This window comes from Rhizobium sp. BK176 (genome assembly GCF_024808055.1).
Genome location: NZ_JANUBV010000001.1, coordinates 961,960 through 985,518 on the forward strand (window position 1 = coordinate 961,960; position 23,559 = coordinate 985,518).

Here is a 23,559-nt window from a genome sequence, read left to right on the forward strand (position 1 = left end):
ATTCGGTAAACTAAGACAGGCGGGCCGCGAGGTCCGCCTTTTCTTTTGGTATTGCGCTCTGGAACCTTTCCCGAACGGGGTCTATCATTTTTGAAAGAACCTTCCATCCGGGACATATTGCAATGCTTATCGCAGACACCGCGACGACATGGGTCGACCTCAAGCACGGGAACTTCGAGGTCATGGCCGCCGATTTCGCGCAGTCCCCAGGCGAATGGGCGATCGTCGTCCGCGGCGACGGCCCGCTCGACAAAGTCCAGACGAGGGTTCTCGCCAACGCCGGATTCGTGAGGATCGCGGGTCCGAGGACCATGTGGGCGCGCCGTGGCGGAACGTACACGCCGCTCGAACTCGTTTCGGCCTTCCCCGATCTGCGCAAGGTGCGCATGCCGGTCCTCGAAACGAGGGTCCGCTTCCGCGGCCACTCGCCCTTCCTGCCTCCCGTCGCAATCAAGCACGCCGAAGTTCCCGTGGCCCCCATGACGGTCGAAGAGCCGCGCCTCGACGCCCGCAAGGACAACGCCTTCCAGTCAGTCTACCGTCCCGCCAGCAAGCTCGGAACGCCGATCGCCATGGTGCCGATCAACATGAAGAAGCCGACCGAGGCGGCGCTCGCCCGTATCGAGGCGACGCACGGGCAGATCGACGATTTCCTGGCGGATCGTCTTGGCTACTCGCTTGAAAAACTAGGGGACGTCCTGTCGCCGGAACAGATCGACGCCGACGCCATGGCGATCGCCGCCACGGAGCGCGACCGCGAAATGCTTCTTGCCGACGCGACGGGACTGGGCAAAGGCCGCGTTCTAGCCGCCGTCATGCTCGCCGCCGCCCGTGAAAACCGGACCGTGGTCTTCATCACCGAGAAGGCCAACCTCTTCTCCGACATCTATCGCGACCTGAAAGACATCGAAGCGGTCCAAAGCCTCGGCAAGCCGTTCCTCCTCAACTCGGGCGCTGTCCTCGTCGACCTTACCTCGGAGAAAGGCGACGTCGTTTCGGCGGCCCTTCCCGACCCCGAGCTGCGCAAGGCCGTCAAGTCCGGCAAGCTTCCCGATGGATGCCGCTTCCTGATGTGTACCTACAGCCAGTTCAACAGAATGGGGTCGGCCAAGGAGAAGTTCCTGACCGAAGTGGCGAAGGGCGCTTATGTCGTGGTGGACGAGGCGCATAACGCGGCACCGACCGGGGCGGATTCGAACACCTCCGGTTCTCTGAAGCTCGCGCTCGCAGGGGCTTGGGGCGTCATCCGTTCGTCGGCGACCTTCGCGCGCGACGGAGAATCCCTCCTCCAGTATCCGCGCGTCCTTCCGCCGAGCTTCCGCTCGGAAGACGTCCGCGTCGCGCTGCAGGCGGGCGGCAACTCCATGGCCGAAGCCGTCGCCCAGTATCTGGCGGAAGACGGCGTCCTCATCCGCCGCGAACACGATCTCTCCGGCATCAAGATCGATGTCGTCGTCGACGAGGAACGCAAAGACCTGAACATGGAGTATTCGGACGCGCTCGCTCCGATACTGTCGCGCCTGGCGCAGCTCCAGCGCATGGTCAACGACGAGATCGAGATACGCAACGAAGACGCACAGAGCGAAGGCGGCAAGGCGGCCCAGGAGAAATGGTACAGCCCGAACTTCGGTTCTCGGCGCGCGCCGCTCCTGCGCCAGTTCCTGACAGCGCTGTCGGTCAACTTCTGCATCGAACGCTGCGTACAGGCGCTTCTGGATGGCGAAAAGCCCGTCGTCGTCATCGAGCAGACGATGGAAACCCTGATGCGGGAACTGGCCGGTCTGTCGACGGCCGAACCCGATCCCGATGCCGAGCCGAACCCGGAAGACGTCGAGGAGCAGGAAGCCCTCAAGGGAACCCAGGCACCGGATTTCCGCGCGGCCCTCAACATGATGCTCGACCGCATCCTCCATATGTCGGTCCGACGTGGCAAGGAAGACCCGGAGAAGGTGATGGTCTCCGACACCTACACGCTCGCGGAAGCCGAAAACATCAAGGCGATGATCGAGAAGTTCCCGCCGCTGTCGCTGTCGCCGATCGACGACATCCGCGACAGGATCGAGGCGATATCGCACGAACTCGTCGCGGCGGGCCGTATCGAAAAGCCCTGGAAGGCCGACGAGATTTCGGCCCGCAACCTGCGCGTCACCGACGGCCTCTACGCACCGATCAAGAAGGGCAACCGAAACGACACGATCGTCGCCTTCAACAACGGCGGCCTCGACGCGCTCGTCATCACCCGCGCCGCCTCGACGGGCCTGTCGCTGCACGCTTCGGAAAAGGTCAAGGACCAGCGTCGCCGCCGCATGATCGAACTCCAGATTCCGGCGAACGTCGTCGAACGCGTGCAGTTCTGGGGACGCGTCAACCGCCGCGGACAGGTCAACACGCCGGCCTTCGAGACGCTGTCGACGGGCCTTCCCTCGCAGATGCGTTCGCTCGCCATGAACAACCGCAAGGTCGAGAAGCTCTCCGCGACCGTGTCGGCCAACGCCTCGACGGCCACCGCCATGGACGTGCCTGACATGCTAGACAGCGTCGGCAACATGGTCGCCATGCGCATCCTGTCCGACCAGCCGAGCGTGGCCGAGCGCATGTTCATCGCCATGAAGAACATCGACCAGGAGATGGCCGAGCAGGAACTTTACTACATCAACAAGTACCTCCAGGGCTTCCCATATCTGAAATCGGAGGAGAGCGAGGAACTCTTCGCGCGCCTCCTCAAGGACTACAACGACGCCGTCGAAGGCATGAAGGCCCAGGGCAAGACGCCGCGCGGGGTGCGCGAACTCGAAGGCACGTGGAGGGAAGTCTCCCGCGAGCGCTACGAGGAAGGCGTCGAAGCAGACGGCCCCGTCTTCGGCCGCCCGGTCGACCTCGTCGTCATGGAAGGCCTCGTCGAGCGCGATCCGATCAGCGCCGCCAAGGTGGCCCAGACGCTTTCCGCGTCGCGCACCAGACTCGGACAACTGTCCGGCAAGATGGCGGGTCCCTATTTCGAGGCCGAGATCAAGCAGATAGGGCGTAATCGCCGCGCCGTTCTCGGCACGGCGCTCGGCGGCCGCTATATCTCGGTCGACGCCGCCCTCAAGGACCGCGACCCGAACGCCGTCAAGTCGGCGAGCGAGCGACTGGCGAGGCTGGTGGAAATCCTCCAGACCGCGGCTCCCGGCCTCGGTCTCGACGTTCCCGGTCCCGACGACACCCGCAAATACGGCATTATCGTCGACATGCGCCTCAGGAACACCGATCTCCCCCATCAGCCGGGCGAGTGGACCATCCGCTACGCGGTTCCAGGAGACCAGTCGATCTCCGAGATTTCGGTCGCCACCCTGATGCGCGAGAAGGGCTACCGGCTCCACACCGGCGGCGGCCGCGATGCCCTCGACCCCGATCTCAAGGCTTTCGACCGCGCCCCGAGAGGTCTCGTTCCTGAAACGAAGACGTTCCTCGACGGCAACTTCGTCCGCGCCATGCTGATCGCCACCGAAATCTCGGCCGGCGCGATGGTGTCCTTCACCGGCGACGACGGCGAGCGCAGGCGCTCGGTCCTGATCAGCGAGCGCGGTCACCGCGCGCTGTCCGACCGGAAGTCGCGGATCGCCAACTCCGACGAGGCGTTGCGCTATCTCGGCAACGGCCTGTCGATCTTCTCCGAATATCGCTCTCGCTCCGAGGGCCTGATCCTGCGAAGGGACGACTACGGCTACGCGGTCATCGTGCCGAGGGCAAAGGAGTGGGAGAAGTTCAAGAAGGGTCCTGGCCTCATGGCGGGCGCGTTCAAGATCGACAAGAGCGGCGGTTTTTCCGCCCGTATCGCCGACAACAAGCTGAAGCCGTTCCTCGACGCCGTCTTCGGCTTCGGCCTTCCGCTCTATTACGACAACCGCACGATCAAGGCGAAGCAGAACTCGTTCGGCGGCGGCCCGAAGCCGGCCTCCGGCCCCAACTTCGGCGGCGGTGGTTCCAGGCAACAGCCAGCGCCATCATTTTCCGGTCCGAGGCGATAAAGGGATATTGCTATGAGGGAAGAAGTTACCGCACTCCAGACGTTCAAGAGCAAGCACGGCCCGGCGCTGTCGAAGTTCACGAACGGGCTCATGAGATTCACCTCCGGGGCCATCCTCGGCTCGGTCGTAACGGCCGGCGTATATACCGGTGCCATCGAGCCGGCCAAGTTCTTCAAGCATCCTGCCATCGGCCAAGGAGAGATCGTCAAGGCAGCGGTCGCGCCGACCATCCAGACCGACGGCAACCTCAATTTCTTCGGTGGCGAGCCGCCGGTCCAACCACAGACTGCCAACACGGACGAGATTCCAAAGACCGGCGCAGCGGCGACCGCGAAGTCGAAGATGAAACTCGACCTCGATCTCGACCCTGCCTCGCCGTTCGCGGAACAACCGAAGCGGCAGGTTCTCGAACTCGATCCCTATACCGAGGAAACGTTCGACCTGATCAACACCCGCGCCAACGATGAACTCGACGGCATCGCCGCCATCCTCAAGACGGTAGACGAAAACGAGCGCTTCAGCGACGACACGATCAAGGGGTCGGCCAAGTCCGAAGCCGTCCTCGCGATGCTCGATCTCGCCCGCGTGGCGAAGAACCCCGGTGTGGCCCAATACGACGATCACGTCTTCAAGGTCGCCAAGGGTCTCCCGAATACAACCACGTTCAACGACATCGTCGAGACCTTGAACTGGAAGCGCGAGACGGTGCGCAACGCCATCGATCTCACGACGAAGATGGCCTGGGCCATGAGCCGGGACGACGCCGAGACCGCCGACGTGCTGATCGCCGAGCTCAGCGACCTGATGGACAAGTACGAGATGGCCACGACCGTCGAGAAGGCCACGGAGAAGCTGGTCGACGCTCTGTCGAACAGCGTGGAAGACAACACGCCGAAGTCGCTGGAGCCTTCGCTTGGCGTGCCTGACGCGCGTGACGTCTCCGCGGGACCTCTGGACAGGCTGCGCGGTCACGTCGGCTCCACGCCGTCCCGCTCGTCCGTCTCGTTGAAACTCTGATCGGTGATTGCGATCTCAGGAAGAGGCCCGGTTCTTCATGATCCGGGCCTCTTCCGTTACGGCAACAGACGGTCGAAACCCTTCCGGCCGTTGCGCGAACTCGAAATCCCCTGCATGTCCTCGTCGAGGGCGGCCCTTGCGTCGTCCAGATGCCGACCGACGGTCTCGCTCCAAGCGGTGGTTCCGTAGACAGGGTAGCGTTCGACGCCGCGGTTTTCCTTGATCCACTGCGACACGACGAGCGCGAGGCCATCCCTGCCCGCCAGTTCCATGTCGCGGTCGCCGGTCAGCAGCCCCGTCCTGATCTCGGTCAGGAACAGCGACGCCCGTCCGAGCGAGGAGCGGACCTCGTTCAGGGATTTGATCCGCTGCTTCAGTTCCCGCGACGCATCCGATCCGGCCGCCTCGAGGCGCATCGCGTCGTATTGCTGTCCGTCCTTGCCCATATCGAGCGCCGCCGCTTCGAAGACTGCTTCCATCGTGTCGGCGAGGCCGCGCACGTCGTCCGTTCCCGCCCTCCCGAACGCGCCGCTGTCGATCGCCCGCTGTATCGAGGTGATCGACACTTTCCACCGCTCGGACCGCCTCTCCATGACGCCGAGTTCGTCCGCTGCCCGGCTGTCGACCAGAAGCGTGCTTCCGACCGTCGTCGGCCCCGACAGGAACGTGTCGTAGGCAAGTCCGCCGAGAGCGACGGCGGCGACAGCGGCCAACCAGCTCCCGACCATCAGTCCGCTATGCCTGTTCATTCTCCGTTGTGCGAAACGCGCAGCCACGGTCATTTCGGTGATTCCCTATTGCGGGGCGAGTTCTACCAAAAAGGGTGTCCAAGTCAATCCGTCGGATATCGTCAATTAATTGTAGACCCCAACCCGCGCTCTGTTGACTAGGTCATGATACGGCCGCAAGCTTTTTGGGTAAGTCCAGGAGTCATATCTTGCCCAGACGTCTATTCATCGCGGAAAAGCCCAGCCTTGCCAAGGCTATTGCCGAAGGTCTCGCCAAAATCAGCGGCAAGCGCGCGTCCCGTGGCCAGACGCATTGGGAAGTCGGCGACGACGTCGTCCTTTGGCTGTTCGGCCATGTGATCGAGCTGGTCGAGCCGCACGACTACGATCCGAACTGGAAGAAGTGGCATATCGACTACCTGCCGATGTACCCCAAGGAATGGCGGCACGAGCCGACCACCGCCTATGGCATGGACGGCAAGGTCGACAAGGAAAAGACCAAGGCCGTCCTCGGACAGGTCAACGCCTGCAAGACCCTGCTTCGGCAGGTCGACATCGTCGTCAACGCGGGCGACCCGGAGCGCGAAGGACAGCTGCTCGTCGACGAACTCTTGCGTTTCCACAACTGGGACCCGTTCAACGACCGGACGATGCGTTTCTGGTCGCAGTCCCTGACTGAAAACGAAGTCATCAAAAACATCAACAACATGTTCCCGAACGCCAAGAAGAAGAACCTCTTCCTGGCCGCCTTCGCACGCCAGAAGGCGGACTGGCTGCACGGCCTGAACATGACGCGCCTTTACACGATCCTGGCGCGCCGCTCAGGTGCGGACATGATGCTGTCCGTCGGCCGCGTGCAGACGCCGACGCTATGGCTTGTCGTCATGCGCGACCTCGAAATCGCCAATTTCAAGCCCGTCAAGCACTACATGCCTCACGGCTGGTTCAATCACCAGAACGGCAAGTTCAAGGCGAAGTGGGTCATTCCGGCCGATCACCCCGGTTTGAACCCCGACGGCTACCTGATCGACAAGGGTATCGCCGACGGCGTTCTGGCGAAGATCGCAGGCAAGCCCGGCGTCATTTCGGATTTCGAGACCAAGAACAACTCCAAGGGTCCGCCGCTTCCCTACAAGCTGTCGACCCTCCAACAGGCCTGCTCGTCGAAGTTCGGCCTGACCGCCGAGCAGACGCTTCAGGTGGCGCAGTCGCTCTACGAAAAGCACAAGGCGACCTCCTACCCCCGTACCGACAGCCAGCATCTTCCGACAGCCGTGTTGAAGGAAGAAGCCCCCGCCATCATGGCGGCGATGACCGCGACTCCGGGTGTCGACAAGGCGGCGCAGAGTGCCACCATGTCGATCAAGTCCAAGGCCTGGGACGATTCCAAGGTCAGCGACCACCACGGCATCATACCGACCACGGAATTCCACGCAGGCAAGCTCGCGGACATGTCGCCGATCGAGCGTCAGGTGTTCATGCTGATCGCCAAGTCCTTCGTTTCGCAGTTTCATCCGGACCAGACCTGGAAATCGATGACGGCCACCGTCAAGTGCGAGGGCCTCGAGTTCCGTGCGTCCGGCCGTATTCCGGGCAGTGACGGCTGGCGCGTCGTCTTCGACGGCGAGAGCGACGACGAAGACGACGGCAAGGAAGACAACCAGACCGTTCCCGCCATGAAGAAGGGCGACCCGGTCACGGCCGACAAGGGCGAACTCAAGGACAGCACGACCAAGCCCCCGGCGCACTTCACCGACGGTACGCTGATCGCGGCAATGACGGACATCCACAAGTTCGTCCAGGACCCCGAGATCAAGAAGCGCCTCAAGGACAACGCCGGCATCGGCACGGAGGCGACGCGCGCGAACATCCTCGAAAACCTCATCCGGTCGCGCAAGTTCCTGAAGCGCGAAGGCAAGGGGAAGGTCAAGAACATCATTTCGACGACGGAAGGGCGCTCGGTCATCGACGCGCTGCCGAACGAGATGACGTCGCCCGGCCTTACCGCCGTATGGGAAGGACAGCTCGAGAAGATCGAAAAAGGCGAGGCCTCCGAAGAGCAGTTCATGCAGGTGCTGCACGACACGCTGCGCAAGCGCGTCGCGAATTCGAAGAACCTGACGATCAAGATCAAGGGCAAGTCCGTCGAGCCGATGAAAGGGGACGGCGAGACGTGTAAGGAATGCGGGAAGGGAACGATGCGTACCGGCGTGCGCTTCGTCGGCGAAAAGAAGGAGCGGACGGTCGTTCTCGCCTGTGACGCCTACAACAAGGACGATCCGAACACCTGCCGAAACATCGTCTGGCCGGATCGTCCCAAGGGGCCTCCCGTCCCGCCGGCTCCCGGTCACGGCGCGACCTGCAAGAAGTGCGGCAAGGGCCAGATGATCACTATGAAGAGCGCCAAGGGCGCGATCTATCTCAAGTGCAACAACTGGAAGAAGGACGGGACGGACAACTGCGACGCCTTCGCTTTTCCTGAATCGACCGGTCCGAAATGCGAGAAGTGCGGCAAGGGCCACATGCGCGAAATCCCGATCAAGAACGGGCCGAACGCAGGCAAGACCTTCTTCTCGTGCTCGGAATACCCGAAGTGCGACAACAAGAGCTTCCCGGACGACAACAAGAAGGGCGGCGGCAAGGGCGGCTCTGGCACCGACAAGGGCGGTGCGAAGGGCGGCTCCAAGACGTCTTCAGGCTCCAAATCGAAGTCTACATTTACGCCCGGAGCACGGCCCGGTCCGTTCGACAAAAAATGACAGGGAATGCCCCGGTGAGGTCTTTTAAAAGGTTGACGGGGCCATGGCGTTCGACAATCATTTAAAGAACTCATCGGGAGATACCCTAATGCGAATTCTTCGAAATCTGCTCGTCGCGTCGACGATGCTCGTGGCCACGTCGGCCGTCGCCCAGGACGCGCAGTCCGTCGACACGTTGATGCGCCGCGACACTCTCCTGCCTCCCGTCCTCGCCTGGCTCCAGACGCAAGGCAACAAGCTGACGCTGATCGGCGAAGAAGCCGGCCTCAAGGGCTATCTGCTCGAATCGCCGACGGGCAAGCTCCAGTCTGTCTACGTCGCTCCCGACGGCAAGCACATCGTTCTCGGCCTGCTCTACGAACAGGGCGGCAAGAACGTCACGGGTGTCCAGCTCGGCGAGATGCGCAAGCGCTTCGACAACGCCGCCAAGGCCCTCGGTTCCAAGACCGAAAACGCCAGCGCCATCGACGCGGCGAACGCGATGAAGCAGGGCCACCTCGACGCTGAGCCAGCGGCCTCCGCCGCCAAGCCCGCGACCGACGGCGGTAAAGCGGCAGCACCGGCTCCTGCCGCTTCCGAACCCGCTGTTGAAGCACCTGTTCCTGCACCGGCCTTGGCCGAGCCGACGCCCGCCGCCGAGAAGGCGACGCTCGAGATCGCGCCCGCCACCGTCGAACCCGGCTCCGATGTCAAACAGGACGGCACCGTTCCGGCGCTTCCCGTGACCCCCTCCGCCGCTCCCGTGGCGCTTCCCGAAGCGGCAGCCGCCGTCCCTGGTGCCGACGGCAATCCGTCCGACGTCTGGGCCAGCAAGATCGACCGCGACCAGTTCATCAAGGCCGCAGAGGCAACCCCGTTCTTCGAAGTCGGTTCGCGCCTCGCGCCGATCACGCTCTACATGGTCGCCGACCCGAAGTGCCCCTACTGCCACGCCGCATGGGACCATCTCGAGCCGCTGGTTTTCGACAAGAAGATCAAGGTCAAGGTCATCCTGATCAACGCGCTCAACGGCAGCGAACCCTTCGCCCGCGAAATCCTCGCGTCGCCGGCTCCCGGCCGCCGCTGGATCGAAAGCAAGGCAGGCACCAACATCGAGCCGAAGATCGACCCGAACTCGAAGGAATACAAGGACACCGAGAAATACCTCGCGATGAACATGGACTTCGCGAAGTCGTTCGGCGTCGATCGTACCCCCTTCCTGGCATACGTCTCTCCGGACGGCCGTTTCTACTCGGTCCTCGGCCTCCCCTCCGACCTCGACTCCTTCCTCTACGCATCGGGCGTGAAGTCCAAGTAACGGTTTTCCAATGAGCCAGCAGAGAACACCAGTCTCGGAGGTCATCCGCAATTCGGAGTCCTTCATTCACCGCGTGATCGACATCCGTCGACGCGCGGCGGAGCTTTCCGAGCAGGCTGCGCGGCTCCAGGAAGAAGCCTATCTCGCCGCCGTGGACGAACTCGGCGTCGAGGACGGGGCGATGGCCTTCGGCCTCGCCTGCCGCGGTCTCGGCGTCGATCCGACACTGCGCTCGGGGTTCGCCGCCGTCGAAACGCCTGTCGTCGTGGCCGTCGCGCCGGCCGCGCAGGCCCCTGCGGTGGCCGAAGTCGAGGCTCCCGTCAGGCCTGTCCAGGCCGTGCCGCGCCAATCCCAGGCCCAGGGTCCCGCCCCTGCCCCTGCCGCTGTCTCGGTCGTAGAACCTGTCCGTCAGGTTCCGGTCGAGCGACCTGTCGTCGCCGCTCCACGTTCCGTCGTTCCGCAGGTCCAGGCACAAGCGCCTGCGGCGCATGGCGATCCCTCGCGCCTCGTGCGCTACGGTGTCGAGATCAAGCGCGCCAAGCTCTCCGAGGCCGAAGACGTCATAGAACAGGCAAGGCGCACGGCCGCGCAGAACCGCAAGGCAAATCCGTACGCCGAAGACCGGGGCCGCAATGCGTGGCGCAACACCCTGTTCGCCGCCGTTCTGGCCCAGGAATCCGGTCATTCCGAAGATGAAGACACCGCCGATGTCGTCGCCGTTCTCTCGGCCGCGAACGTCGACAACGCGCCGTCCCTAGCCGAAGCCGCAATCCACGGGACCGAAACGGCGACCGAGGATGTGTCCGCATTCGAAACTCCGACCGAGGACACCCAAGAAAGCGATGCGGTCGACGAACTTTCGAACGTGATCGTGAACCTCGGCGAAGACGACGACGTCCTCGACGACGCTTCTTCGATCGCGGAGCCAGCGGCACCTCCGCCTCCCATGCCGTCCCGTGCGGTCGCGTTCACCAACAACCCGGTCCAGTCCGCACCTCAGCAGCATCGGGCGGCCGAACCTTCCGCTCCGCCACAGTTTGCACGCCAGACCTCGTTCTCCCGTGCCGCGCCTGCACCGTCGCCATCGACGCCCGAGGTGCATGTCGACCGTCCCGTCCAGAACCGCACATTCGCGCACGGACAGGCGGTCCCCATGCCCAAGAGCCTCAAGGAAGCGCTGACCAAGAAGGCCGAGGCCGAGGACGAGAAGCAGGCAGGCCCCACGATTTCGCCCGCCCCCATCCGCAGGCCCCCTCCTTCATTTCTCGATAACCGCAAGGACAGAACATGACCGCCATCATCCAGCAGCATCTTCCGAAGCTGATCCTCGTTCACGGCCTGAAGGAGTCCGGCAAGAGCACGCTCGCCGACCATCTGGTCTCGGCCTACGGCTACACGCGCGTCAAAATGGCGGGTCCGCTCAAGAACATGCTTCGCTCGTTGCTGCGTGACGGCGGCGTCGCCGAAGAGCTGATCGAGCGCCATGTCGAGGGCGACCTCAAGGAAGTCCCGATCCCGCAGATGTCCGGCCGTACGGCGCGCCAGCTGATGCAGACGCTCGGTGACGAATGGCGTCGCATGCAGGCCACCGATTTCTGGATCGACATCGCCGTCGGCAAGATCGATCAGATTCTCGAGGCCGGCGGCCGTGTCGTGATCGACGACATCCGCTACGAGAACGAGTTCTGCCGCTTCGCCGTCTACAATCCATTGACCCTGGTGACGACGCGAGGCGACCGCCACTTCGAGCCTCTCACGAAGGACGCGCACCCCGGCGAACGGGGTCTTCCGGTCACGATGTTCCACGCGCATATCGCCAACGACTACGAGACGAAGAAGGAACTCTGGGACGTCGCCGACGGCGTGATCGCGGCCTGGTCCGACTATCGTTCGGCGCTGGCATCCGCCGGTGTCAGGCCTGGTTTCATTCCGCTGGCGGCCTGATCCATGGCGACCAGCCTGTTCGACCATAAGATCACCAGGCTTTCCGCAAAGCGGGACGGGGCGGCGGCTGTCGGCGAGACCGCCATCGCGCTGCGTCTCACAGAGCAAATCCTCGAGCTCATCCGCTCCGAGAAGAAGCTGCGGCGGCCGGTCAGCCTCAAACCGCGCAGATCGCGCGCCTGACGATGGCGGGGTGTGAATCCACGCCATCGAGGTCCCGATTTTGTTGAATTCGGCGGTCTCGGCTACCGTCCTATGCAAACAAAAGGACCTGACGATGCTTTCCGAAGACCCCATTTCGCACGAAATCCAATTCACGGCGTCCAATCACACAGAAGCCCTGTCGGCGTCGGCAAAGGCCACCCCGTCCTACAAGACGCAGCGCTTCAAGTGGCTAGCCGAAGCGCGCGCGCTTGCCGTGCAGGTGACCCTCGACACGTTGCGTCCGGTCATCCGCGAACTCCTGGACGGCCCCGATCAGACGATCGAGGCCGCGGACCTTCGGATGACGGTGGTGTCGTCGAACGACGGCCGCACGAAAGCGCTCGTCGTCTTCGATCCCGAAGGCCGGTCCAGCATGGCCGTCGGACTTGGCCGTTCCGGCGAGGTATCGGTCGTCTTCGTCGGCAACGCCGTGTCGGCCGAGCAGGCCGTCGAAGCGGTCCGCCGGCGGCATCACGGCCTTCCTGGTATCCAGCTCTCCCCGAGCATCGGCCGCAACGTGGTCATCGGCGACACGAGGGCCGGTGACTCTGATGCATCCGTCCATGCCGCGGGATCGCTTGCCGCCTTTTTGCGCCAAATCCGTCCGGAGTCTGTCGAGGCAGCCGTCTCGGCCGCGAAAAGCGGTGAACGATTCAACTACCTGACACCCGGCGACGACGCCCCACACCTGCGCGTGACCGCCGCCGCCCTCGCCGTCGACGGCTTTATCGCCTGGGGTTGCGTGAACACCACACTCAGCCTCCTCTGGTCAGACATCCTGACGGCCGAGTTCGCCGGCAGGCACGATAAGGCCACGGAACTCGCCAACGCGCTCCTGGCGACGCAAGGCGCTGGATATCGGGAGGACGAGGCTTCGTGGGCGGAGGAAACGCCGGAAGGTGCCGCTGTCGTCCTCATCACTCGAGAGGAGGAACACGGGGTCCGCATCGAGACCGTCGGCGACACTCTTACCGCAACGCTGGTGGACTTCGAGACGGGTTCCCCCGTCGAGAACATAGCCGTGATCGAGAACGTGTCTTCTGACCGACCGTCGATCAAGTCGTTTGGCGACTACAGCGCGCGTCTCGCGACCGACCTCGGGAATTTCGCGTTCGCATATCTCGACGACCACCACGATACCCTGTGCATAACCGCAAAAAAGGCGACGTTTCCGTCGCCTTGAGGTCTTCCATTTAGCCGTACCGCCGGCGGATCGCGATCAGTAGTCGTATCCGTCCGCGCCGGATTCTTCCTTTTTACAGGGCTGGCAGATGCGGTTTCCCCAGCCTTCCGACCAGAACGGCCGGCGGCAGGTCATGCATTCGCGGGTGGCCGGCTCGTTCTTGCGTTTGGCTGGCTTCAGCGGGTTGGCCTTCGCGACGACGACGCCGGTTTCCGCGGTGACCTTGTATTTCGGGAAAATCTCTTCTTCCGGACCGAGGATTTCGACCAGCTTGGCGCTGACGGCGTCGATCGAGCGCTTCATGTCCTCGGCGATCTCGCAGATGTAGATGTCGCCGTTGCGGTTGGTGTGCTTGTCGAGGGTGACTTCCAGCAGCCTCAGGTCTTCAGGCGTCCATTTGCGGCGGTGTCTTTCATTTGCCTCGTTGCGGCGGGGAAGACCCCGGCGGCTGGCCTGTGTCTGGACGGACGACGTCGTGCGGTTCAGTTCAAGCGCGATGAGGACGATACTCGACACGCGGTCCCACATCTCTATGAGCTGGTTCGTGGCCTCGTCGTTCCATAGTCTTCGGCGTGAATCCGACATGATGCTGTTCATTGTACTCCGGGCCTTTTCAGGTCTTGAGCCCTGGTTGGACGAGCCGCTGGGAGGGCCTGGCGAAGCATCGCGAAATAGCATGCGCTCCACCGTGTCTGGCGTGAATCCAACGTGGTTTCCATTAATGTCTCGGGCGGTTGACTTCTATTGATTGTTCGGGACAATTGGTAGTGTCGTCAATAAGAACAAAGAACTCAATTCTTTCTTTTTACTTGGCGCGGTACTTCCAGGGAAAAGTAATGGCCAAGAAACCCGTGACGCTTCAAAAAGACGCCGCTGAAAAGGTGAAACCTGCCCGGCAAACCGCAACCGGGGTGTATTCCCACACGGAGATGGCCGCCGGCACGACGCTCGCCCGCGACGCCCTTTCCAGGGAGAGATACATTCTCAACCTGCGCATCACCATGCTTCTCGCGGTGCTGCTGCTGATCTCGGTGCTGTGCAACGCGTATCTCGGCCTCAGGCCGATCGAGTACCGTTATTTCGTCACCGACCCGTCGGGCCGCGTCTCGGAAATCCAGGCGATAAACCGTCCGATCCAGAGCCAGGAAATGGTCCTGAACTGGGCGACGCAGAACATCACCAAGGCGTATTCCATGAATTTCGCCAACTACGCGCAGCAGCTCAAGGACATCGAGCCGAGCTTCAACGAACCGGGCTGGCGCGGCTACCAGGAAGCGCTCAAGACCTCCGGATACCTCGAGAAGATGCTGGCCAACCAGTACTCGACGTCTGCCGTTCCGAAGTCCGCCCCGGTCGTGGTGGCGCAGGGCGACCTGAACGGTGTCTGGGCGTGGCGTCTTCAAATTCCGATCATCGTTTCGTACAAAAGTGCTAGCAATTCCCAAACTCAGGAGATTACAGTTGATGCTGTAGTCGTTCGCAGACCGGAAACGGAAAACCCCAGCGGTCTCGCCATCGCACAGATCATCTCGCAGTGAGGTCAGTTAAATGAGAACCAAATTGAAGTCCCTGATGGCCAGCGCGATGGTATCCGTGTTCGCGACCGCCGCCTTTGCGCAGGAAGGGGCAAACCTGCTCCTTCCGCCGGCGACCTATCCGACGGGGCAGGCCGCGCAGCAACAGCAGGTCGGAAGCGTGCCTATGGCGGCCGCCGCCGCGCCGACAGCCCAGGAGGTCAACGACAAGGCCTTCAAGGCTGCCGTCGAGACCATCTTCCCGCTGACGCCCGACCAGCAGCGCACGTTCAAGCAAAAGGGAGACGAAAACGACCGCGCCGTGGGCGAACCGCTCCACGCCATCAGTCCCGTTTCCAGATCGGTTCGCGTCTCGCTGCGCTCCGGCGACGCGCCGCCGACGATCAAGACGTCGCCCGGCTGGATTTCGACGATCACCTTCGCCGACGTCACCGGCCAGCCCTGGCCTGTGCTCAGCGTCACGAACGGCAATCCCGATGCCTACGACGTCAAGAATTCCGGCGCTGAAGGCACGTCCAACATCGTCACCATCAGCTCGAAACAGGCTTACGTTCCGTCGAACATCGCCGTGACGCTTCTCGGTGCCAAGGTTCCGGTCATGATGACGCTCCAGCCGTCGAACGGCGCTGTCGACTTCCGTGTCGACGCCCAGATCGACCAGCGCGGCCCGAACGCCTCCTACGACGTCATTTCGTCCGACAGCCTGCCCGCCACCTCCGACAGTCTGATGCTCGGCTTCCTAGACGGCGTTCCGCCGACCGAAGCCTCGAAGCTCAAGACGTCGGACCCGAATACCCAGGCGTGGCGCTACAACGACCTCCTTTACATCCGCACGACCAAGAGCCTGCTTTCGCCCGCCTACCTGTCGAAGCAGTCGAACGTCGTCGGCGTCAACGTCTATGTCCTCAACGAAGCTCCCGTGATGGTGATGTCAGGTTCCGGCAACGGTCCCGACGCCGGCCGCCTCGAGAGCGTTACCATCAATCGCTAAGGTGACCAAATGAAACAGTACATCACGAACCTCAAGGGTACGGTCACCAAGAACAAGGGAATGGTGATCTTCGCCGGCGTCGTCATCGTCGGCGTCATCGCCTGGTCCTACCTGAACACGCCCGATGTTCCCGTGACGCCATCTGTCGTCAGCGGCGGCGTCATGAACGAGACGACGATCCACGGCGGCACGCAGCCGATCACGGAGGAATACCGCGACCAGCTCAAGACGGCGGACAACAAGCGCGCGGAAGAGGCGATCGAGACCGGCAAGTCCGCCCTCCCGACCGTCGTCGGAAACACGATCGAGAACGACGTGCCGCTTCTGATCGAGCCGGACCCGAAAGACAAGACCCCGAAGATCGAAGAGCCGGTCGCCGAGATCATGCAGCAGCCGATCGCGCTGAACGCTCCGGTCACCGAAACAGTTCCGCTGGTCACGCCTCCGCCGGCGGCCGTCACCGTGACCCCCGAGCAGATGAACAACATGCTGAACGCCATGCAGCGCCGCGTTCCGCCGGTGGCCGAAGTCGTCGCGTTCGGCGCGACCATGCCTGCTCCTGTCACCGCCGAGCAGTCCGCTCCGTCGGTGGCGGGAACCGCGGACGCAGCCACCTCGAAGATCAAGCTGCCGCTCGCCGGCACGATCCTCTACGCGCAGCTCGTCGGCCGCGCCAACTCCGACCATCCGGGTCCGGTTCTGGCGAAAATCCTGCAGGGCGAATACGAAGGGGCTACCCTCATCGGTGCCTTCCAGGTCGCGCAGAACGCGTTGGTCATCAACTTCGACCGCATGACGGTCGGCACCACCCGCGCCGGCGAAGAGATCAACGAGACGATCCCGATCCAGGCGGTCGCCGTCGACACGACTTACATCGGCTCGGGCCTCGCCACCAAGGTCGACCGCCACATGTTCCAGAAGCTCGCGATTGCCTTCACATCTGGCTTCGCGCAGGGCATCGGCGACGCCATCAGCGACACGGGCGAAACGACGATCGACACCGGCAACGGCACCATCACCACGGGCGGCAAGGACCTCAACACGAAGGAAGAGTTGCTCAAGGCCAGTGGACAGGCGGTCGCGAACGCCGGTAGCATACTCCAACAGGAGTTTGGCAACCGTCCGACCACGGTCATCGTCGAAGCCGGCACGCCGATCGGCGTGCTATTCCTCCAGTAATAACGGACACCGGGACAGAAAAGATGCCTGATAAAAACAAAGACCAATTCGACCTCGAGTCCGATTACAACTTCGACGCAATCTCGGAATTCGAATCCGACGGCAAGGGTTCGAAGTCGGAGTCGTCCGACGCGCCTGATTTCGGTGAATTCGAGACCTCGTCCGAGCCTGATTTCGGCACGTTCGACGGCGGAGCCGAATTCGAAGGTTCCACCGAGAACGTAGACTTCGGCTCGCAGGAATTCGAGCCGACCGACGACTTCGGCGGCGGCGACGTCGATTTCGACTTCGGCGGCCCTCCGTCGCCGCAGAGCGTCGAACTGGAATCCCTGTCCGGCAACCCGGACGAGGAATTCGGCGACTTCACCGGCAACGACGGCTTCGGCACGACGCTTGCCGCCGACCCTTACGACGACGACGCCGCTCCCGCGAGGAAGCCATCTCACGACCCGTTCTCGGACGATGACGACGATCATACCGGCGGCACGGGAGATAACGAAGAAGAAGGCGCGGAAGCTGCCCCCGAAAAGGGCGCGGCGAAGCCCGGAATCAAGTACTACGCGGGCGTTGCGGCAGCCGTCGCGGTCGTCGGCTTCATCGGCTACACGCAGGTCCTCCCGATGTTCTTCCCGCAGGACAACGGTCAGGTCGTCGCAGAAGCGCCGGCTGTCCTCCAGGACGGCCCGGTTCCGTCAACCCTGCCTGCGATACCGGCCTCGACACAGCAGCCCCAGCAGACGGCAGCCATCCCGGCCGTTCCGGCCGTCGATCCCGTCGCTGCACCGGTCGACGGAACGGTGATCGCAGGCACGCCTGCGCTCGAGATTCCGACAAAGGCACCCGCGGCGACCGACACCCCGATCGCGATCGACGCGCCTGCCGCCGTCGACAACCCGGTCGTCGCCGAAGGCAAGCCCTCGCTTGACCTGCCGGCCGTCGGCAAGCCCGCCGCAGAGGCTCCTGCCAAGGTCGATCCTCTCGACGAAATGGTCGGCGGCACCGACCGTGGTGGCCTCGCGTCGATGAAGGGCGAGACCGCCGGGGTTCCCGTCAAGGAAGCCACGCCGATCGCCAACGCCGACATCGCGGCGCTCGCCAGCCGTCTCGACGAGGTGGTCAAGCGCATCGACGCCATCGAACAGCGTGTCGCCTCGTTCGGAGCGTCCTTCGACGGCAACACCGTGGCCAAGGCTCCGGTCGCCGCCGACAAGCCCGTCACGCTTCCGGCGGTGGCCGATGGCGGCGTCACGGCTCCGCTCAAGCCGCCGATCATCGAGAACGCGGTTCTTCGCGGCGTGTCGCGCGACATCGCTTGGATCGCCACCGGCAAGGACGTCGTAGAGGTCAAGGTCGGCGACACCGTGGCCGACGCGGGCGTCGTCGAGTCGTTCCAGAACTACCGTGGCCGCTGGATCGCGGTGACGGACAAGGGCATCATTCTGCCGCGGTAAGGAGATCACATTGTCCAAGGCTCTCCTTCCCCTCTTCCTGAGCGTCAAGGCCACCAACTGGCGAATGAACGACAAGGGTGCGCAAGAAGCTGACATGGAGTTTCAGCGCGTTCGCAAGAAAGCGCTGGAACGCGACAACCACACTTGCCGCTTCTGCGGGTTCAAGAACAACAAGTGGCAGGAAGTCCATCACTTCAACGACGACCACAACGACAACAGGCTCGAGAACCTCATCACGACCTGCCCGTTCTGCCACATGTGCCAACACATCGGCCTGGCGGGCGCGCATCGAGAGGCGATCTTGATCTATCGTCCGGAGATCACGCAGGTCCAGATTCATCACCTCGTCAGAACGGCGCTGGTGGCGGACGCGCACCACGAAGCGCTCAAGGCCGAAGACCAGACGGGAACGACAAAACGGAGCCCCAACCTCAAGCTCGCGGCCGAGGCGGCCGAAATGGGCAAGTCGTTGATGGCGGCGTTGAAGTCTTCGGCGGACGGCGCTCGGCAGCATCTGCTGACCTCCGATCCGGTCGACCTCGCGAACGCCATGATGCTGATGCCCGACGAAGCTTATGCAAGACGTCGCGAGTTCCTCGCCGGCATTCGCCTGCTTCCCCTCGGCGTCCGCAACCGCGGCTCCGAGAATATCATGACTTCGATGGTGGACAGTTGGCGCGCGGGCGGCGCGCCGTACTCCAACTTGTTGCCGAATACTTGGAAAACGCTGATTAGCCAGTTCAGTTGACGGTCGGATGCTTGACCTTCGCTGGGTCTTTGCCTGATTCTATTGATTGAATAGCGGTTTCCCGCTGCAACGGAGTAGCTGATGGCCGAAGACAGAGCCATAAACAAGAACTTTGGCGTCGTCCTTTTCGACGACCCCAAACAGCCGATGTCGGGCTGGAAGGCGACGGCCGGGGTCTCTAAAACCGAGCGCATCCAGTCCCCCGACGAGCTGTCGACAGGCACGATCTGGCTGACCAACATCGGCTATGACGACTTTTTCCGCGCTTCCGAAATCTGGCGAAGGTCGAACCTTCGCCACGAGGGCTACCTCGTGGTCAAGATCGCCAACATCCTCAAGGAATGGAACTACGATCCGGGCCGCGCCGGACAGTCAAGCGAACTGGCACCTGGCTTCATCTGCCAGTTCGTCAGCCAGTGCTTCCACCGCATCATGCACGCCGCTTTCCGCCTGATCCGGCAGATCGACCCGCGTCTGACGATGGACCGCGCCTTCATGGGGCAGACGCTGCGCGACGACCTGCGCGTCGTCCTGCCGCCGCTCGACTATCCGAAGTCCGAAGCCGCCTCCATCATGAAGGCCGACAAGAGCTACCAGGAATTCACCCAGTGCACGACAAGGCCGATCCGTGACGCCGTGTCGATCATGGTCCGCCGTCCGCGAACGCTGCACGCCATGGACATGCTCCAGGTTCCGGTTCCTCTGGGTCCCTTCGAATTCGTCGCCCGCAAGAACTTTCGCCATCACGGCAACGACATCGTCGACTTCCTCAAGGACACGGATCATCCGTGCATGATCGAACTCGACGTCGAGGGTATCGACCCGGAAGTGGGCCCGGTATACGGGTTCTCGAACAGCACCAACAAGCAGGCCAAGCAGTCCCGCAGCTGGGTCGCCCACAACGAGTTCCAGGCGTTGTCGCGCTACGCCAACCTGTCGATCCGTTCCTTCTACATGGGACGCGAATACGGCTCGCTGGTGAGCAAGCTTCCCGACCCCGTGCAGGAATTCCTGACAGACAAGACGCTCGACAGCTCGTGGACGGCCGGCGTCATCGCCGAGACGCTCTGGCGCGCCGCCACGCTCAAGGAAGCCTCCGACAAGGCCGGCAAGCCGCAGGACGGCGAAGACCGCGCGGGAACGAGCTGGGAAGGCGCGTGGATCAGGGGGCAGGACAAGATTTCGATGTTCATGCCTGCGCTCGAACTCCATAAGCGCAACTACGTGATCTCGAGCTACGGTCTTGGATGGGTGCAGGCGCGCGTCACCGAGGAAATGAAGACCGACTTCCTGAACGACGCGCTGTCGCTCGGGCTCGTTCCGGCGATGACCGACATTCCGGACGGCCTGTTCCAGATGCAGGTCCCGATCCAGTGGGGCGGCGACAAGCGTTCTAAGGTCTTCGCGCAGTATCAGGCGACGAAGAACATCAAGATGCTCTGGAACCTCGACAAATTGCCGACGCTGCCGCCCGGCGAACGCAAGAAGTTCATCATCCAGCTCATGCAGATCGCAGCGAAGGACGACGCGCAAACCTGAGGTCCCGATATCGGGGTCTTGCATTAAGAAGATCGGTGATTTAATCATGGCTCTCGCACAAGGAGCCGCCCATGAATGAAGAACGCGCCACGATCATCTCCAAGACCCTGTCCCGCGTCCTGCGGCATAACCCTGGGGCCAACGGCGGAGTGGCGATCGACCTTCAGGGGTTCACCGATCTCGTGACCTTCGTCCCCTATTTGAACACGCTGGGGCCGTTCGACAAGTCTCCTGTTTCGCTGGAGGAAATCGAGGAAGTCGTCGGCTCGGACTTCAAGAAGCGGTTTCAGATCGCGGGCGGGCGCATCAGGGCGTATTCGGGCCATTCGTTCCAGGTCGATATCGGCGGCGAGGCGTTCTATCCCGCAGGCCCGCTCTACTTCGGCACCACGGAAACATCGCGACGGGTCCTGAATGAAGGTCTGACCGTCAGCAAAAAGCTCAAGGTCAGGCTCTCCTATTCCTATCCCGAAGCGCTGGAGATCGCTTCAGCGAGGCCCGGCGACCGTCCGCTCGTCATCGAGGTGGACGCCGAAAGGCTCGCCGCCGACGGGGCTTCGTTCGAATTGCTTCCGAACGGCGAGATCGTCACCGATCCCATCGGCCCTGACTACCTCGTCGAGGCGCAGGCCCACAAGGCGGTGCACCTGCCCCATCCCCATCCCTAAAAATCAGATAGCGTGCGTGTAGTCCCAGCGGAAAGCCGTTACCTCGTGGCCGTAACCGCGCGGATTGCAGGCGACCTTCGTCCTGCCGACCAGCCGTTCGAAGAAATGGTGGACATGCCCGAACAGCCACATGTCCGGCTGGTACCTCTCGATCAGTTCCAGCTGGTCAGAGGTGTATGACGGATGCGTCAAGGAAGTCTCGAAGCCCGGCTGGCTGACATCGGCAAGCGGTCCGTAATGCGTGAGAACCACGGTCGGCCCCGCGAAGGCTTTCGACAACGTCCTCGAAATCAGTCCCTTGGTCCGTTCGTGGATCGCGGCCGTATGCCACGGCCTCAGGGTCTCTCGGCCGATCTCGCAGTTCATGATGCGTTTGTAGTCGGCCTTGCCGAGCGCGTTTTCCATGTTGCGGCGGACATTCTCGTCGCCGGAGAGGGCGTCACCCACGATGTTGACCCGATAGTCGGACCAGAAGGTGCCGCCGACGAACCTGACGCCGTCGACGATCACCGTGTCTCCGTCGAGGTAGTGGATGCCGAGCTTGCGCGCCAGATGCCGCCCCTCGGCGCTCGCCTGGATTATCCCACGAAAATGGAAGTCGTGATTGCCGGGCACATAGACGACGGGCATATGCGGCCGCACCACCCTCGCGCACCATTCGAGATTGGCCCTCATGTCGCTCGACAGGTCTCCGAGGACGACAGCGAGGTCGGCTTTTGGAATATCGCCGAAAACGGCTCCGCTTGCGATCTCGTGCTTCGTCAGGTGAAGGTCCGAAATGTGCCAGATGTTCATGAAGTCCTCCGTGGCATTCAGCAGGACCCGACCGGCTGACAGGGACAAACCATGGCAGCGACGCGCTGTCTTGCGCGAGCGGATGCTAGGGTTGGATATCGCCGCCCAACCAGGATGCCATCCATGCGCTATCACGCCGAGTCCCTCCGCAGGGACTACACCTTCGACGTCACGAACGAGGAGCTTCTCGCCATCATGAAGGTCGAGGGGATCAATTGCCAGCTCGAGGACCACACCTCGCTCGTCACATACCTCGACAAGCTCCCCGGCATCAGCAAGGTCGAATACGACGGCCATTTCGGCGCGTACGTCTTCGCCTCGGTCGACACGGACGAGGAAGAGTGGGAATGGCGTCTGGAGATGGTGGACCGCGTCATCGGCTGGTTCATGGACGATGCCCGCCGTCTCTGCCGCTACTTCCCGACCGTCGTCTCCGGCGACTTCGAGACCGAAATGGGCCTCGACATGGTCTATTCCGACGAGGATTTCGTCATTCTCAAGGGCGACAAGGGCACCGTGCTGGTCGGCCACGCCGACGGCATAAAGACGCTCGAGAAGGCCGATTTCGTCCTCGACACGATTACAGCCGATGTCGAGGAGCGTCGCCATCTGGAAGACGAGAACATCTGGCTGCCCATCAATCCTTCTCGCGAACTGGCGGACGTCCGCAAATGGGTGGCGAGCTTCGTGACGCTGCCGGAAGTCTCCGAGCTGCCGACGATATCCGTGGAGTCGCGCTGGCTGTCGCTGCACATCCCTCAGGACAGCCGGCCGGTCTGGGCAAACGACGACTTCATCATAGCCGACAAGGACGGATCGCTGTCCGTGACCTTCAAAACCCAGGAGTCGACAGGCACGAAGATTTACATCGAGGCGGCACGTGACCAGATCATGTCGATGGTCCGCGAAGCGAATGCCAGTTCGTCGAGCGCCGTCAAGCTGACCCGCTATCTCGAGCGCCAGGTCGGTGACGATCTACGCAGGGGTCCTCGCCTTTGACGCCGACGCGCGAACAACTGGTGGAGGCTTTCACCTTTGGCAAGTGCTACGCCATGGCCGTCGCCCTGCACGAGGAGACTGGTTGGCCGATCGGCGTTCTCCTCGCCGACTACCGAGACACCGGGCGATCCACCGATGTTCGCAGACGCGCTGTTCATGCATTCGTCTTAACGCCGAACGACGATGTGTTCGACGCACGGGGCGTCTCCGGCCTGGACGAACTGCGGAACGCTTTCTTCCTGCCAAACAACGGGAGGATCATCGAGAGTTCATGGGTCGAGGAATGCGACGCCGTCGAAGACTTCAAAACCTGCCTCGTGAACACGGAGAAGCACCTTCATTCCAAAGCCCGGCTGCGTTCCGAAATCGACTATTTCCTTGAAACCACCGTCCCTGCGGCGCGGGCCGCCAGCCTCGAACTCGGTCTTGTCGCCCAATTCCAAAGGGAGTGCGACGCCACCCGGCGGCTGATCACGGCCAGTCTGGCCGCCTGACGAAACCACAAGACAAGA

Annotated in this window: 20 protein-coding genes; 17 read left to right on the forward strand and 3 right to left on the reverse strand. The window is 62.7% G+C overall.

Annotated elements, in window-relative coordinates:
- Nucleotides 1–122: 122 nt before the first annotated feature.
- Nucleotides 123–4,010: a strawberry notch C-terminal domain-containing protein gene (locus FHT76_RS05260; protein ID WP_259184722.1), complete on the forward strand. Its 3,888-nt coding sequence runs from the start codon at nucleotides 123–125 to the stop codon at nucleotides 4,008–4,010.
- Between the two features lie 12 nt (nucleotides 4,011–4,022).
- Entirely contained in the window at nucleotides 4,023–5,027 is a 1,005-nt protein-coding gene (locus FHT76_RS05265) for a hypothetical protein (RefSeq protein ID WP_259184723.1), read from the forward strand.
- A gap of 56 nt (nucleotides 5,028–5,083) precedes the next feature.
- Here the strand turns inward: FHT76_RS05265 and FHT76_RS05270 are convergent, their stop codons facing one another.
- Complete coding sequence (locus FHT76_RS05270; protein ID WP_259184724.1) at nucleotides 5,084–5,776, reverse strand: hypothetical protein; 693 nt, start codon at nucleotides 5,774–5,776, stop codon at nucleotides 5,084–5,086.
- Between the two features lie 188 nt (nucleotides 5,777–5,964).
- On the opposite strand from FHT76_RS05270, the gene FHT76_RS05275 reads away from it, so the two are divergent.
- The 6 genes from FHT76_RS05275 (at nucleotide 5,965) to FHT76_RS05300 (ending at nucleotide 13,142) form a co-directional block, all read left to right on the forward strand.
- Nucleotides 5,965–8,514 carry a DNA topoisomerase 3 gene (locus FHT76_RS05275; protein WP_259184725.1) on the forward strand — a complete coding sequence of 850 codons (2,550 nt, stop codon included), beginning with the start codon at nucleotides 5,965–5,967 and terminating at the stop codon, nucleotides 8,512–8,514.
- 88 nt (nucleotides 8,515–8,602) lie between these two features.
- The gene (locus FHT76_RS05280) at nucleotides 8,603–9,811 is read left to right on the forward strand and encodes a thioredoxin fold domain-containing protein (RefSeq protein ID WP_259184726.1); all 1,209 of its coding nucleotides are present in this window, start codon (nucleotides 8,603–8,605) and stop codon (nucleotides 9,809–9,811) included.
- A gap of 10 nt (nucleotides 9,812–9,821) precedes the next feature.
- A complete protein-coding gene (locus tag FHT76_RS05285) occupies nucleotides 9,822–11,102 on the forward strand; it encodes a hypothetical protein (protein ID WP_259184727.1) in 1,281 nt (426 codons plus the stop codon).
- Nucleotides 11,099–11,755 carry a hypothetical protein gene (locus tag FHT76_RS05290; RefSeq protein ID WP_259184728.1) on the forward strand — a complete coding sequence of 219 codons (657 nt, stop codon included), beginning with the start codon at nucleotides 11,099–11,101 and terminating at the stop codon, nucleotides 11,753–11,755. Before FHT76_RS05285 ends, FHT76_RS05290 begins: the two co-directional genes overlap by 4 nt.
- 3 nt (nucleotides 11,756–11,758) lie before the next feature.
- Nucleotides 11,759–11,938, forward strand: coding sequence for a hypothetical protein (locus FHT76_RS05295; RefSeq protein WP_259184729.1), 180 nt, complete (start codon nucleotides 11,759–11,761; stop codon nucleotides 11,936–11,938).
- 94 nt (nucleotides 11,939–12,032) lie between these two features.
- A complete protein-coding gene (locus FHT76_RS05300; RefSeq protein WP_259184730.1) occupies nucleotides 12,033–13,142 on the forward strand; it encodes a hypothetical protein in 1,110 nt (369 codons plus the stop codon).
- Between the two features lie 36 nt (nucleotides 13,143–13,178).
- Here the strand turns inward: FHT76_RS05300 and FHT76_RS05305 are convergent, their stop codons facing one another.
- Nucleotides 13,179–13,727 (reverse strand): hypothetical protein, encoded by a 549-nt coding sequence (locus tag FHT76_RS05305; RefSeq protein ID WP_259184731.1) that lies wholly within the window; start codon nucleotides 13,725–13,727, stop codon nucleotides 13,179–13,181.
- A gap of 251 nt (nucleotides 13,728–13,978) precedes the next feature.
- Between FHT76_RS05305 and FHT76_RS05310 the strand changes: the two genes are divergently transcribed.
- The 7 genes from FHT76_RS05310 (at nucleotide 13,979) to FHT76_RS05340 (ending at nucleotide 21,253) form a co-directional block, all read left to right on the forward strand.
- The gene (locus FHT76_RS05310; RefSeq protein ID WP_259184732.1) at nucleotides 13,979–14,680 is read left to right on the forward strand and encodes a DotI/IcmL family type IV secretion protein; all 702 of its coding nucleotides are present in this window, start codon (nucleotides 13,979–13,981) and stop codon (nucleotides 14,678–14,680) included.
- Nucleotides 14,681–14,690: 10 nt separating this feature from the next.
- Nucleotides 14,691–15,668: a DotH/IcmK family type IV secretion protein gene (locus FHT76_RS05315; protein WP_259184733.1), complete on the forward strand. Its 978-nt coding sequence runs from the start codon at nucleotides 14,691–14,693 to the stop codon at nucleotides 15,666–15,668.
- 9 nt (nucleotides 15,669–15,677) lie between these two features.
- Nucleotides 15,678–16,847: a DotG/IcmE/VirB10 family protein gene (locus tag FHT76_RS05320; RefSeq protein WP_259184734.1), complete on the forward strand. Its 1,170-nt coding sequence runs from the start codon at nucleotides 15,678–15,680 to the stop codon at nucleotides 16,845–16,847.
- A 23-nt stretch (nucleotides 16,848–16,870) separates the two neighbouring features.
- The gene (locus tag FHT76_RS05325; protein ID WP_259184735.1) at nucleotides 16,871–18,298 is read left to right on the forward strand and encodes a hypothetical protein; all 1,428 of its coding nucleotides are present in this window, start codon (nucleotides 16,871–16,873) and stop codon (nucleotides 18,296–18,298) included.
- A 10-nt stretch (nucleotides 18,299–18,308) separates the two neighbouring features.
- On the forward strand, nucleotides 18,309–19,046 hold the full coding sequence (locus FHT76_RS05330) for an HNH endonuclease (RefSeq protein ID WP_259184737.1): 738 nt from the start codon (nucleotides 18,309–18,311) through the stop codon (nucleotides 19,044–19,046).
- An 81-nt stretch (nucleotides 19,047–19,127) separates the two neighbouring features.
- A complete protein-coding gene (locus FHT76_RS05335) occupies nucleotides 19,128–20,585 on the forward strand; it encodes a hypothetical protein (protein ID WP_259184738.1) in 1,458 nt (485 codons plus the stop codon).
- Nucleotides 20,586–20,656: 71 nt separating this feature from the next.
- Nucleotides 20,657–21,253, forward strand: coding sequence for an RNA 2'-phosphotransferase (locus FHT76_RS05340; protein WP_259184739.1), 597 nt, complete (start codon nucleotides 20,657–20,659; stop codon nucleotides 21,251–21,253).
- Nucleotides 21,254–21,256: 3 nt separating this feature from the next.
- On the opposite strand, the gene FHT76_RS05345 is transcribed toward FHT76_RS05340, so the two are convergent.
- Nucleotides 21,257–22,048, reverse strand: coding sequence for a metallophosphoesterase (locus FHT76_RS05345; RefSeq protein WP_259184740.1), 792 nt, complete (start codon nucleotides 22,046–22,048; stop codon nucleotides 21,257–21,259).
- Between the two features lie 123 nt (nucleotides 22,049–22,171).
- On the opposite strand from FHT76_RS05345, the gene FHT76_RS05350 reads away from it, so the two are divergent.
- Nucleotides 22,172–23,047 (forward strand): hypothetical protein, encoded by an 876-nt coding sequence (locus FHT76_RS05350; RefSeq protein ID WP_259184741.1) that lies wholly within the window; start codon nucleotides 22,172–22,174, stop codon nucleotides 23,045–23,047.
- The gene (locus FHT76_RS05355) at nucleotides 23,044–23,541 is read left to right on the forward strand and encodes a hypothetical protein (protein ID WP_259184742.1); all 498 of its coding nucleotides are present in this window, start codon (nucleotides 23,044–23,046) and stop codon (nucleotides 23,539–23,541) included. Before FHT76_RS05350 ends, FHT76_RS05355 begins: the two co-directional genes overlap by 4 nt.
- Nucleotides 23,542–23,559: the final 18 nt, after the last annotated feature.

What these genes read in the sequence shown, in the direction of transcription:
- FHT76_RS05260 (WP_259184722.1), top strand. Translation starts at nt 123, where the DNA reads ATGCTTATCGCAGACACCGCGACGACATGGGTCGACCTCAAGCACGGG.
- FHT76_RS05265 (WP_259184723.1), top strand. Translation starts at nt 4,023, where the DNA reads ATGAGGGAAGAAGTTACCGCACTCCAGACGTTCAAGAGCAAGCACGGC.
- FHT76_RS05270 (WP_259184724.1), bottom strand. Translation starts at nt 5,776, where the DNA reads ATGAACAGGCATAGCGGACTGATGGTCGGGAGCTGGTTGGCCGCTGTC.
- FHT76_RS05280 (WP_259184726.1), top strand. Translation starts at nt 8,603, where the DNA reads ATGCGAATTCTTCGAAATCTGCTCGTCGCGTCGACGATGCTCGTGGCC.
- FHT76_RS05285 (WP_259184727.1), top strand. Translation starts at nt 9,822, where the DNA reads ATGAGCCAGCAGAGAACACCAGTCTCGGAGGTCATCCGCAATTCGGAG.
- FHT76_RS05290 (WP_259184728.1), top strand. Translation starts at nt 11,099, where the DNA reads ATGACCGCCATCATCCAGCAGCATCTTCCGAAGCTGATCCTCGTTCAC.
- FHT76_RS05295 (WP_259184729.1), top strand. Translation starts at nt 11,759, where the DNA reads ATGGCGACCAGCCTGTTCGACCATAAGATCACCAGGCTTTCCGCAAAG.
- FHT76_RS05300 (WP_259184730.1), top strand. Translation starts at nt 12,033, where the DNA reads ATGCTTTCCGAAGACCCCATTTCGCACGAAATCCAATTCACGGCGTCC.
- FHT76_RS05305 (WP_259184731.1), bottom strand. Translation starts at nt 13,727, where the DNA reads ATGTCGGATTCACGCCGAAGACTATGGAACGACGAGGCCACGAACCAG.
- FHT76_RS05310 (WP_259184732.1), top strand. Translation starts at nt 13,979, where the DNA reads ATGGCCAAGAAACCCGTGACGCTTCAAAAAGACGCCGCTGAAAAGGTG.
- FHT76_RS05315 (WP_259184733.1), top strand. Translation starts at nt 14,691, where the DNA reads ATGAGAACCAAATTGAAGTCCCTGATGGCCAGCGCGATGGTATCCGTG.
- FHT76_RS05320 (WP_259184734.1), top strand. Translation starts at nt 15,678, where the DNA reads ATGAAACAGTACATCACGAACCTCAAGGGTACGGTCACCAAGAACAAG.
- FHT76_RS05325 (WP_259184735.1), top strand. Translation starts at nt 16,871, where the DNA reads ATGCCTGATAAAAACAAAGACCAATTCGACCTCGAGTCCGATTACAAC.
- FHT76_RS05335 (WP_259184738.1), top strand. Translation starts at nt 19,128, where the DNA reads ATGGCCGAAGACAGAGCCATAAACAAGAACTTTGGCGTCGTCCTTTTC.
- FHT76_RS05340 (WP_259184739.1), top strand. Translation starts at nt 20,657, where the DNA reads ATGAATGAAGAACGCGCCACGATCATCTCCAAGACCCTGTCCCGCGTC.
- FHT76_RS05345 (WP_259184740.1), bottom strand. Translation starts at nt 22,048, where the DNA reads ATGAACATCTGGCACATTTCGGACCTTCACCTGACGAAGCACGAGATC.
- FHT76_RS05350 (WP_259184741.1), top strand. Translation starts at nt 22,172, where the DNA reads ATGCGCTATCACGCCGAGTCCCTCCGCAGGGACTACACCTTCGACGTC.